General features: G+C 68.6%; 12 protein-coding genes. 8 read left to right on the forward strand and 4 right to left on the reverse strand.

What is annotated here, in order from left to right:
- Positions 1-127: 127 nt before the first annotated feature.
- Entirely contained in the window at positions 128-472 is a 345-nt protein-coding gene (locus ABT171_RS39205; RefSeq protein ID WP_030176886.1) for a MerR family transcriptional regulator, read from the forward strand.
- A 273-nt stretch (positions 473-745) separates the two neighbouring features.
- The gene (locus ABT171_RS39210; RefSeq protein ID WP_351251377.1) at positions 746-1,216 is read left to right on the forward strand and encodes a hypothetical protein; all 471 of its coding nucleotides are present in this window, start codon (positions 746-748) and stop codon (positions 1,214-1,216) included.
- A 133-nt stretch (positions 1,217-1,349) separates the two neighbouring features.
- Here the strand turns inward: ABT171_RS39210 and ABT171_RS39215 are convergent, their stop codons facing one another.
- Both ABT171_RS39215 and ABT171_RS39220 read right to left on the reverse strand, forming a co-directional pair.
- On the reverse strand, positions 1,350-2,468 hold the full coding sequence (locus ABT171_RS39215) for a fatty acid desaturase family protein (protein WP_351251379.1): 1,119 nt from the start codon (positions 2,466-2,468) through the stop codon (positions 1,350-1,352).
- 7 nt (positions 2,469-2,475) lie between these two features.
- The gene (locus ABT171_RS39220; protein WP_351251381.1) at positions 2,476-3,540 is read right to left on the reverse strand and encodes a ferredoxin reductase; all 1,065 of its coding nucleotides are present in this window, start codon (positions 3,538-3,540) and stop codon (positions 2,476-2,478) included.
- Positions 3,541-3,627: 87 nt separating this feature from the next.
- Here ABT171_RS39220 and ABT171_RS39225 point away from each other — a divergent pair, with 87 nt between their 5' ends.
- Positions 3,628-4,767 carry a PucR-like N-terminal domain-containing protein gene (locus ABT171_RS39225; RefSeq protein ID WP_351251383.1) on the forward strand — a complete coding sequence of 380 codons (1,140 nt, stop codon included), beginning with the start codon at positions 3,628-3,630 and terminating at the stop codon, positions 4,765-4,767.
- On the forward strand, positions 4,764-4,892 hold the full coding sequence (locus tag ABT171_RS39230) for a hypothetical protein (protein ID WP_351251385.1): 129 nt from the start codon (positions 4,764-4,766) through the stop codon (positions 4,890-4,892). The genes ABT171_RS39225 and ABT171_RS39230 overlap by 4 nt, the downstream gene beginning before the upstream one ends.
- Before the next feature lie 371 nt (positions 4,893-5,263).
- Here ABT171_RS39230 and ABT171_RS39235 read toward each other — a convergent pair whose 3' ends face one another.
- A complete protein-coding gene (locus tag ABT171_RS39235; protein WP_351251387.1) occupies positions 5,264-6,352 on the reverse strand; it encodes a hypothetical protein in 1,089 nt (362 codons plus the stop codon).
- Between the two features lie 682 nt (positions 6,353-7,034).
- Here ABT171_RS39235 and ABT171_RS39240 point away from each other — a divergent pair.
- Together ABT171_RS39240 and ABT171_RS39245 are read left to right on the forward strand one after the other, a co-directional pair.
- The gene (locus tag ABT171_RS39240) at positions 7,035-7,958 is read left to right on the forward strand and encodes an IS110 family transposase (RefSeq protein WP_351251389.1); all 924 of its coding nucleotides are present in this window, start codon (positions 7,035-7,037) and stop codon (positions 7,956-7,958) included.
- A 684-nt stretch (positions 7,959-8,642) separates the two neighbouring features.
- On the forward strand, positions 8,643-9,116 hold the full coding sequence (locus ABT171_RS39245) for a group II intron maturase-specific domain-containing protein (protein ID WP_351251391.1): 474 nt from the start codon (positions 8,643-8,645) through the stop codon (positions 9,114-9,116).
- Between the two features lie 255 nt (positions 9,117-9,371).
- Here the strand turns inward: ABT171_RS39245 and ABT171_RS39250 are convergent, their stop codons facing one another.
- Complete coding sequence (locus ABT171_RS39250; protein WP_351251393.1) at positions 9,372-9,668, reverse strand: S8/S53 family peptidase; 297 nt, start codon at positions 9,666-9,668, stop codon at positions 9,372-9,374.
- Between ABT171_RS39250 and ABT171_RS39255 the strand changes: the two genes are divergently transcribed.
- A complete protein-coding gene (locus ABT171_RS39255) occupies positions 9,667-10,104 on the forward strand; it encodes a hypothetical protein (protein WP_351251395.1) in 438 nt (145 codons plus the stop codon). The two genes, ABT171_RS39250 and ABT171_RS39255, sit on opposite strands and share 2 nt — an antisense overlap.
- 246 nt (positions 10,105-10,350) lie before the next feature.
- Positions 10,351-10,647 (forward strand): transposase, encoded by a 297-nt coding sequence (locus tag ABT171_RS39260; protein WP_351251397.1) that lies wholly within the window; start codon positions 10,351-10,353, stop codon positions 10,645-10,647.
- Positions 10,648-10,830 lie beyond the last annotated feature (183 nt).

Consider the following 10,830-nt stretch of genomic DNA (forward strand, 5'->3'; position numbering starts at 1 on the left):
CTCCCCGGCGGACCCTGCGGACATAGAAGGCCGGCGCAGTTCGCCGGCAGATGGTGTTGAAAGCTCGGGGCCCGGGTGCCAGTACGGCGCTCGGGCCCCTCGACGCGTCCCCCGGAAGAAGAGGTCTATGCCCCCTGGCAGTTCCCGCGCCGTCACCCCTCTCGATGACGACGACTACCCCGCCTACACCATGGGCCGGGCCGCCGACATGCTCGGCACCACCCCCGCCTTCCTGCGCGCCCTCGGCGAACACCGCCTGATCACACCTTTGCGCTCCGAAGGCGGCCACCGCCGCTACTCCCGCTACCAGCTGCGCATCGCCGCCCGTGCCCGCGAACTCGTCGACCAGGGCACCCCCATCGAAGCTGCCTGCCGCATCATCGTCCTCGAAGACCAACTCGAAGAAGCGCAGCGCATCAACGAGCAAATGCGCACACAAGGCCCCGAGCCGCAGTCGAAGACCTCAGCCTGACCGGGCGCTGGCGCGAAGACACGGACGACGCTCCCGGCCCGCCACCGACCGACCCCGCCATTGGCCCCTGAAACGAGCGCCCCTGACTCCCACAGGGCAAGGACCCCGGCGATCACCACGCTGGGGTCCTTCTCCGTCAAAAACGGTTCCACCAGTCCCGGGCCGGAGCCCTGCCAGCGCGCCGGTTGCCCATCGGCGGCCCGCCAGGCCCAGTGAGGCACACGCCTGCCGTGTCGACGTGTGCCGTCCCGCGCGCCTCGCACGATGGTTCTCATGCAGCCGCTGCCGGCTCCCTGCCCCGCCGACCTCATTCCCGACGCGACGGGCATGGCGGCCTTCGAAGCGGCGTACCGGCAGGCCAAGGAGCAGGACGCCGTCTTCGTCGCCGTCGAGTCTCTGGGTGAGCACTGGACGGTGAAGGCCGACATGATCACCGCCCCGCAGTACGCCGTCGCCGACTCGGTGTACGACGCCATCCGCGCCGCGGTCATCCAGATGATCCGCGCCGGCGAGATCCGCTCGGACTCCTCCGCGGGGCCGGCCTACTTCGTGCTGCACAACGTGGCAGCCGAGAGCCGGGCCACACCCGGGCAGGCGTCCGGGGGCGGTCGCCGATGTGCACGAGGTGAAACCCGGCGACGAGTCGGTCCTGATGTCCAGCCTCATCACCGGCCCACCGGGTCGGCCCGGGCGGCCCGGTGGCGAGCGCTGCGCCGGGTGTCCCGCAGCACCTCCAGCAGCTGACCTGCCGCCCGAGCAGCAACATGACGGCCACGGGCATCGGAAACGCGGACAGCCCGGTGTACCGGCCAAAGGAGGAGAGACCTGCGGACAAGGGCGCCTGACCTCGGGTTCGTGAGCCAGGCGCTTGTAACCATCAGGCGGCGACGAGCTCCTGCTCACGGTCCGGCGTCTTGACCTCGGGCTTCTTGTTCGGCAGCGAGAGCCGGAAGACCTTGCGCCACGCGGAGAACACCTGCTTGGGCAGCGGTCCGGTGACGTACTCCAGCTCGTACTTCTCGAACAGCGCGCGCACCTTCACCGCGACCTCGGCGTACCGGTTGCTGGGCAGGTCCGGGAACAGGTGGTGCTCGATCTGGTGCGACAGGTTACCCGTCATGAAGTGCATGGCCTTGCTGCCGCTGATGTTCGCCGAGCCCATCATCTGGCGCAGGTACCACTGGCCCCGCGTCTCGCCGTTGATCGACCGGCGCTCGAAGACCTGCACGCCCTCGGGGAAGTGCCCGCACATGATCACCGAGTGGGACCAGAGGTTGCGGACCAGGTTCGCGGTGAACGTGGCGGCGAGCGTGGTGAGGAACGACGGGCCTGACAGCAGCGGGTGGATGACGTAGTCCTTGAGTACCTGCTTGCGGATCTTGCGACCCACGGCCTTGGCCCGCGCGCGGAACTCCGGATTCTTGCGGCGGCGCTTGTCCAGGTTGTTGCCGAGCTCCAGGTCGTACGCTGCGATGCCGTACTCGAAGAAGCAGGCGTTGATGAAGTTCCACAGCGGCTGGCCGAGGTGGAACGGGTGCCACTTCTGGTCCTCGTCGACGCGCATGATGCCGTAGCCGAGGTCGTTGTCCTTGCCGATCACGTTGGTGTAGGTGTGGTGCAGCTCGTTGTGCGAGTGCTTCCACTGGTCGGCCGGCGAGACGTGATCCCACTCCCAGGTCGTGGAGTGGATCTTCGGGTCCCGCATCCAGTCCCACTGGCCGTGCAGGATGTTGTGGCCGATCTCCATGTTGTCCATGATCTTCGCCACGGACAGCCCGGCGGTGCCGAGCAGCCACGCCGGCGGGAAGATCGAGAACAGCAGCACGCCCCTGCTGACCAGCTCGAGCTTGCGCTGCGCCGAGATGACCCTACGGATGTAGGCGGCGTCTTTCTCGCCGCGTCCGGCGATCACCTCGTCGCGGATCGCGTCCAGCTCGCGGCCGAGCTCCTCGATCTGCTCCGCCGTCAGGTGGGCGGTGGGGTCGATGGCGGTCAAGGCGCTCCTACCGTTCGATGTCGCAAGGGCCCGCCGCGGCGGACACACAGGTCTGGATGAGGACGCCCGGCTCGGCCTCGGTGATCTCGCCGGTGCGCAGGTCGCGGACGGCGCCCGCCTTGAGCGGCGTGACGCAGCCGAAGCAGATGCCCATGCGGCATCCGGAGGGCATGAGCACGCCGGCCTCCTCGCCCACGTCCAGCAACGGTGTGGCGCCGTCCGCGTCGACGGTCTTGCCGGTGGCGCTGAACGTGACCGCGCCGCCGCCGCATCCGTCGCCGGCGACGACGATGCCGGGGCGGAAGCGTTCGGTGTGCAGGCGCTGTTGTACGCCGTGCTCGGTCCAGTGCTCTTCGGCGGCGTCGAGCAGGCCCGCGGGCCCACAAGCCCAGGTCTCGCGCTCGGCCCAGTCGGGCACGAGTTCGTCGAGACGGGCGATGTCGAGCATGCCGTCTGTGTCGGTGTGCACCTCGGTGAGCCGCAGCTTCTTGTCCGCGACCAGGTCGTGCAGTTCGTTGCGGAAGATCACGTCTTGCGGCCGTGGCGCGCAGTGGACCATGACGACGTCGTCGAACTCGGTGTCGCGCAGCATGCCCATCACGGGTGTGATGCCGCTGCCGGCCGTCAGGTAGAGCACCTTGGCGGGCTTGGCCTGCGGCAGCACGAAGTCACCGGTCGCCTGGTCGAGCTGGATCAGCGTGCCCGGTTTCGCCCTGCGGACCAGGTGGTTGCTGACCTTGCCGTCCGGGATCGCCTTCACGGTGATCGTGACGCGGCCGTCCTGGCGGTTCGTCGGCGAGGTGATGGAGTAGGCACGCCACAGGCGCACCCCGTCGACGTCGACCCCGATCCGCACGTACTGACCGGCTGTGTGGCCGCGCCAGCCCCGTCCCGGCCTGATCACGATGGTCGCGGCGTCATCCGTCTCGGGGTGCACGGCCTCGATGCGTCCCCGCAGGTCAGCGCCGGCACGCAGTGGGCTGACCAGGTCGAGGTAGTCCGACGGAAGCAGCGGCGTCGTGACCATCTCCAGTAGTTTCCACGCCCTGCTGCGAAGGGCTGCACTCGTCATGACTCCAGCTTGCTGCGTCTCAGGGCGTAAAGTCCTGACCGTAGGACGTGAATCTGGTGGGTGGAATTGTTCGCAGGGAATAAAAACGTGAGTCGTGTAACCCAGAGGGCCAGCGAACTGGCCCTGGATGAGACGACGGTCACCGCACTTCGGGCCGCGCTGAAGACCACTGCCGACGAGGTGGTCCAAGCGATCATCGACGAGGTCCCTCCCTACGCCAACGCTCTTGCGGGCAGCATGGGCGGCACCATCCGCCGAGCCGTTCGCACCGCCCTCGGGCACTACCTGGACCTCGCGAGCGGGAACGCCACGGGCGGCGACGGCGGTGACGCGGCCTACGAGCTGGGCCGCGGCGAGGTGCGCGACGGCCGTTCGATGGACGCCCTGCTCAGCGCCTACCGCGTCGGCGCCCGCGTGGCCTGGCGGTGCCTGGCAGCGGGGGCCGTGTCCGCAGGTCTGCCCGCCGCCGAGGTCGCCAAGTTCGCCGAGCTGACCTTCGCCTACATCGACGAGCTCTCCGCCGCGAGCGCCGCGGGCCACGCCGACGAACTGGCCGCCCGGGGCAGGGCCCACGAGCGCCACCTGGAACACCTGGCCCGCGACCTCCTCGCCGGTGCCAGCCCGGACGTGCTGCTGGCCTCTGCTCAACGGGCCGGATGGCAGCCTCCGGTTACGCTGACGGCGGTCCTGCTGCCGGCCGCCCAGGCCCGGCCTGCCTACCGCGCGCTCGACCCGAGCACCCTCGTCCTCGACGATCTGCCGGACGCCACCGGTGTGCTGCTCGTCCCCGATGCCGACCGATCACATCTCTTGCGGCAGCTGACCGACCGCACCGCCGTGGTCGGCCCGGCCCGGCCATGGACTCGTGCGTCCGCCTCGTACGCACGCGCCGCACGCGCGCGCTCCCTCTCCTCCGACATCCGCGACACCGAGGACCACCTGCCCGAGCTGGTGCTGAGCGCCGACGCGGACGCGTTCGCAGACCTGCGTGCCAGAGCCCTCGCACCGCTCAGGAACTTGCCTGGCACGACCGCGCGGCGGCTGGAGGAGACGTTGCGGGCGTGGCTGCTGCACCAGGGCAGGCGGGACGAGGTGGCGGCGGCGTTGTTCGTCCATCCCCAGACAGTCCGGTACCGGATGTCGCAGCTGCGGGAGCTGTTTCCGGATCTCGCATCGCCACACCGGGTCCTTGAGCTGACGCTGGCGGTCGGTCTTCGGGCCAGTTGACGCGTACTTCGACCGTCCACGACTGCCCGGCGGATCCCGGCATCGTGCTCGGTGTCGACCTGGACGTCCTTGCAGCCGGGACGATTCGGGTGAGCGACGCGATCCAGGTGCAGCAGGTCGGCTGACAGGGAGCGTTCCACCACGAGTCGCCCACCTGCCGATCCGTCAGGCCCGCGTCTGGCACGACCAGCCACACCCGGTCGCGACTGAGCGGGAGTTGACCGAGGAGGACGCCGGTCGCGTCGAGCACGGTGTTGGCGAAGGCTGGAGCGACCGGGTTGAAAGGGCGGACTGTCGGTCGTGAGGCCCGTTTGACTCCCTGGGCACCCACATGCATGACGATGGGCCAGGAAATGGGATCTGACCTCGGGTTTTCCGAAGACCGCTCAGGTCGACAACTTTCCGATGACCCACCAGGTCGGTGTGCCGCGATTGCACCGGGTGCGATGAGCTCCTGAACTGCGGTTGTGGGCGCACAATTGTGCGGTGCGGGCGTTCAGTAGGTGGGACCGTAAGGGCTCCAGTGCCCGAGGAAGGGTTTCAGCTCGTCGGCTTGTGGCTTGGCAATGTCGGGCAGCCGGGGCGGTGTGTTCAATGGGTCAAGGCGCTCAACGGTGGCCGCTGCCCAGCTGATCCATTCCTCGGCGTCGGTTCTGGCCTGGCCCGGAGGCATGGCCTCGACTCGCTTGCGTACGGTGCTCACGTATTGGGTCAGTCGGGTGGCGTGGCGCCATGCCGCTTCCTGAGCTTCTAGGTGCCTGACGCGGTACGCCTCCGCGTACCGGATGCGGGCTTGTTCCATGGCGGCTTCCCAGCGGATGCGCTTCTGGCGTGCTGCTTCGGCCTCGTCCTGGCGTCTGCGTTCGGCGGCTTCGCCGCGAAGCGTGACCTCCTGTGCGATCTCGGCGAGCTGCTCTTCAAGGGGACGGCCGGGTGTGTCGGCCCATTCGCTCGCTCGGTGTGGCTGGCCGCCGCTGATGATGAAGCGGAGGCGTTCGGCCGGGGTGTAGTCGAAGCGGGGAATTCTGACCCACGAGTGCTTCTTCGCGTCGGCGAGCTCCTTCTCGGTGGCGATGTGCTCGGCCCGGTCTTGTTCCTGGAGGACGACAAACCCCACTGTCTGGCCCTGTGCGGTGATGGTGAAGTGGGGATGTGCCCTGCGGCGGCGATGAGGTGGGGGTGCAAAGCCGGTCCGCCCGGCCGAGCAGGTGTGCCCTTCGGCCTCGGCAGCGGTGATCAGTGCCTGGATGAGCCGGAGAGCGCGTCCTTGGACGGGCTTGGTCAGGCCCAGCGGCTGGCGTTCGTTCTGCATGGCCCGTACCACGGTGTGCGGCCGAGTGAGCCGCGAGGGCACGGGGACGGGGTCGAGGACGGCAAGGCGCCAGACGGGGATGTCGACGAGCTTGATCTCGTACCCGTCGCGGCACCAGTTTCCGTACAGCTCCTTCGTCTCCGGAACCCTTCCGGACCTGCGTGCGGCGGCGACGCGGGACGGCCACTTCTCCAAGCCGGGACCGCTGCCGCTCTTGACGATCCTGCCGCCGGCCTCCGCGAGCTCCTGTAACAGCTGCTCCGTGAGCGTCACACGAGGCTGTGAGGGAGGGCTTGGCTTCCGCAGGGCGGCCTGAGTTGCCTGCCCTCGGGGGGACCGGGGGCGTGGAGTGGCGGCCTGAGTCTTCCGCGGGTGTGATCCGCTGGGAGGATACGTGCCGTGCGCCAGGTAGTGCTGACCGGCGCTCGTCAGGGCGACGCTCCACTGGCCGGCCTTCCGGGAGACCGTGACCAGGCCCCTATTGTGCAGTGCCTGACAGGTGGTCTTGTAGGAGCTGGTCTCCCATACGCCGGCAGGACACCCGTCTTCCACCCACTGCAGCACGGAGAGCTGCCGTTCATTGACCTGCCGTTCCAATGGTCCGCCTTCGACTCGAAGCGACGTACGACGGCGGCATGGTGCCAGTTCCGTTGGTAGGCGACCGGCGCTTCGACTCAATTCGTCCGAACGAGCGAGCTGACCTAACTGCGAGCCGGATAGACGGAGAACAGTAGATGGGTTCTGTCCTACGGCGGGGTCTGACTCCTGAGATCTCTGACCGAGGTGTCCTGATCACACTGTGTCGACCGCCGGCCAGAGGACAGCGCACTGTTGGTCTCGGGCTGATGGACGTGTCTCGATAGGGGCTTGCCGGACAGGCGTCATCACGATTCTGACCGTCCGCACGGCCCGGTGCCGGCTACGGGACAAGTCGTCGGCCTGAAAGGCAACGAGCATGACCGGCACGTCCTCCGCTTCGCGTCCTCGTCGGCGTCGGCCGGCGGGGGAGGTGATCCTGGGAGTGGACACACACCGGGATGCCCATGCGGTCGCTGTGCTTTCCCCAGTGGGGGAAGCGATCGGCACCGCGGAGTTCCCGGCCACCGCGGCTGGATACCGAGATCTGCTGGGGTGGGCCAGGGCGTCGGGTACGGTGCGGCGGGCCGGAGTGGAAGGCACCGGTTCGTTCGGGGCGGCGCTGTCCTGCTACCTGCTGGCCCAGGGTGTGGACGTTTTCGATGTGAACCGGTTCGACCGGGCCGACCGCCGGCGGCGCGGCAAGTCGGACCCGCTCGATGCCGAGAACGCGGCTCGGGCGGTGCTGTGCGGGCGGGCGCGCGCCCAGGCCAAGGCGGGTGATGGGCCGGTGGAGATCGCCCGGATGTACAAGCTGGCCAAGGACTCCGCGGTCAAGGCCCGCACTCAGGCGATCAACCAGCTCAAGGCCGTCCTCATCCGTGCCGATCCGCAGCTGAGGGAGGAACTGGCAGGGCTGGGCAACGCAGAGCTCATCCGCACCTGCGCCGGGCTCGTCGACGACAGCCTGAACCACGAGACCGACGAGAAGGCGGTGCTCCACGTCACCCTGGGTCTCCTGGCCCGGCGCATCAGGCAGCTCAGCGAAGAGGTCCGGGAGCTGGAAGGCCGCCTGACCCGGCTGGTGGAACGCCACGCTCCCCAGCTGCTCGAGGTGGTGGGCATCGGTCCGGACACAGCCGTCACTTTGCTGATCACGATCGGGGACAACCCGGAACGCCTGGGGAGTGAGGCGTCCTTCGCGGCGCTGTGCGGGGTCAGCCGCGTCGAGAGCCTCAAGCGCTACGCGGCCCGGGAGGTCTTTCACCTGGTCAGACCTGTGCAGCCGCAACCTGCGTTATAGGGGCAGTCGTGAGACGTGAGAGGGTCTGGGGCGTGAGTGAGACACCCCCGAACACCCTGCAATACCGCTTTGACGGGCCAGAAGACGCTCCGGTCCTGATCCTGGGTCCCTCACTGGGTACCACCTGGCACAGGTTGTAGAGACCGTCCAGGGGCGTCTACGCCAGTCCAGCGCGGGCATGAAACTCCAGGTCAGAGCGTTCTGGTCCGTGAGGGGCCGCCCAGTCGGTGATTGTTGGGTGATAGACGAGTGATACGGCGAGGCCCCGCCGGGGCACTTCCTGCCGGGACTCTACGCGGAGCCCTGAGACGGCGCAGCCGCACCGGATCGCTCCGGTGCGGCTGCGCCGTGAGATCGGCTGCGCTGGCGCGGACGATGCAGTCGGCGCCTCACGCAGTCTGGGTTCCTGCGACGATCTGGGAGTGCCTGATTTGCGATCGCACCCGCCTGCTCGTCCGTAACGATCCGCGTAGCACATGGCGCGCCCCGGCCACGCGCGGGTAGGGGCGTGAATGACGAGGCGTTGGCCGCGCTGTCCCCCCACGGCGATCTCGCCGGTCCGGGCGCTGACCTGACCAACCCGGTGGCTGTCGACCGCCTGCGGGGCATCCTCTAGGCGTCGAGGGACTCTGCGGCCTCACGGGTCACATCGAGGACGAAGTCAGGATGCGAGAGCATGGGAAAGTGGCCGCTGTCCGCGGGACGGATATTGGCGCCCATGCGCTCGGCGGCGGACCGCTCCAGGTCGGGGTGCACGGTGCGGTCGTTGTTGGCGACGATGCCAGCTTGGCTTCGTCCGCCAGGCGGTGCCGGAACCTGCTGGTTGAACAGGTCCGCCACTGGCACAGCGCCTGTCGCCAGAACGAGCTTCGCTCCTGGCGGCTGCAACACCGCACTGGTTCGACCCTCACAGATCTCGCGCGGCGGATCAATCCCGTCGTTGCGGGGTGGCTCAACTACTACGGCCGCTACGGCCGTTGGATGTTGATCCCGTTCCTTCAGCGCATCAACGCCTACTTGGTGCGCTGGATCCGCAGGAAGTATCGACGGCTGGCGCCGTTGCGGAGGGCCAACGCGAAGTTCCAGGAGATCGCCCAACTGTATCCGCGGATGTTCGCGCACTGGCCGGATACAACGCTCGCCGCATTGGCCTGGTGATCAGGATGACAAGAGCGGAGTGACGAGAGATTGTCACGCTCCGTTCTGGGAGAGCCGAGGGGTGAGATTCCCCTCGGCTACTCGACCCAGCAAGGTGAGCGGGCCGGTGTTGGTCAGGTCCAAGGCGTGACAGCAGCCGCTCGTAAGGTCACCCAGCGCCCCCTGCACGACCTCGGCTGAGAGCCTCGACGACAGACAGCTCAGGGTCCCGGCGTCCAGAAGGACGCCGGGACCCTGCGTGCTCACACCGGATGGCTACTTCATGGCTGCCAGGGCCCCGTCGACGCCCGCGGTGGGGGAGCCGAGGCCGGTGACGGTGTCGTAGCCGGGGCCGGCTGTGCACTCCGCGCCGCATCGGCCGTTGGAGCCGGCGGTGATGTCTCGCAGGTAGCTGCTGCCGAGCGCGTAGACATCGGTGTGCGCCGTGTCGCCGTCCGGACCGTCGGAAGCCAGGTGCGGCTTGCCGGCGGTGGCCCGGAGCTGGTCGGCCGAGGCGATGATCGCACCCCAGATCGGGGCGGACAGGCTGGTGCCGCCCACCTTGAACCACATGGAGTGGGGGCTGCTGCTGAACGACCCGCTGGCCGGGGCCATGGCCAGCGTCGGTGCGTTCATCTGCGGCATCGGTACGCTGCTGAGCCCGCTGCGGCACCCGGTGGTGAACGCGGTCGGGACGGTTGCGGCCTTCAGCGCCATGGCGGTGCTGGGGGCGCTGGTGCACGGCACCACCTGGTTGTTCCTGCTGCTGCTGGCGGGCGCGGCGTTCGCCGTCGGGCTGTGGCGGACGGTGGGCGTCGCGCCCGGCATCCGGGGCTGCCTCCTGGTCATCGGGCTGATGATCACGGCTGATCTCGCTCCCGACGTGCACGGCGGCCTGGTGATAGCCGGGTGGATCGCGGTCGGGACCGGACTCGTCGTCGTGGTGTGGTTGCTCCCGCCGTACGGTCCGCGGTTCGCTTCCCAGCGCCGGGCGCTTGCCGCCCTGTAGGCGATGAACCGCGTCCCCTGGCCGCCGCGCTGTTGACTAGGGCCAGGTCGAGCGAGGCTCCGCCGCAGCCCAGCAGGCACTCGACGCCGCCGCCCGCGTCGACTCCACCCTCCTGGCCTCTCGGCTTCAACGCCCTGCTGGACGCGGCTCGCCCGTGCGAGACCGCCGCGGTCGACGACGTACGGACACAGCCGCAGGATCGCGCCGCCCGTCCGACCACGATCGCCGCCTGAGGCCATCAACACGGTGGGGGACAAACCGGAACGCCTGGGCAGCGAGGCGTCCTTCGCCGCGCTTGCGGGGGTCCGCCCTGTCGAGCGTTCGTCGGGCCGCTCCGGCGATCGTCGACGAAGGACAGCCGGTACGGCGGGCCACACGGCTGTTCGTCGATGCCGGTCACGAGTTGACGAAGAGTCGACCCATTTGTCGGCCCGTCCACGCCAGGTTGAGTACCGGTTCGGAAGAAGCCATCCGGCAGTGATCGAGTCGCGCGGTTGTGCCGGGTTCGATGGGACGGTTGTGCCGTCCCGGACGGGGGTCTGACTCATGAGATATATGACCGAAGTGTCCAGTCACAGGCGTGTCGACTGTCGTTGCGGGACAGCACCTGCCGGTACCGAGCCGCAGGGCGTGTCCCAATAGCGCCTCTGTGCGTCAAGCGTCATGGGCGAGGCGGGTCCGTTGGTCTCGTTTCATGATCCGGTAAACCACGTTGGACAGCCGTCG

Source organism: Streptomyces sp. NPDC001851 (assembly GCF_040297165.1).
Lineage (GTDB): Bacteria > Actinomycetota > Actinomycetes > Streptomycetales > Streptomycetaceae > Streptomyces.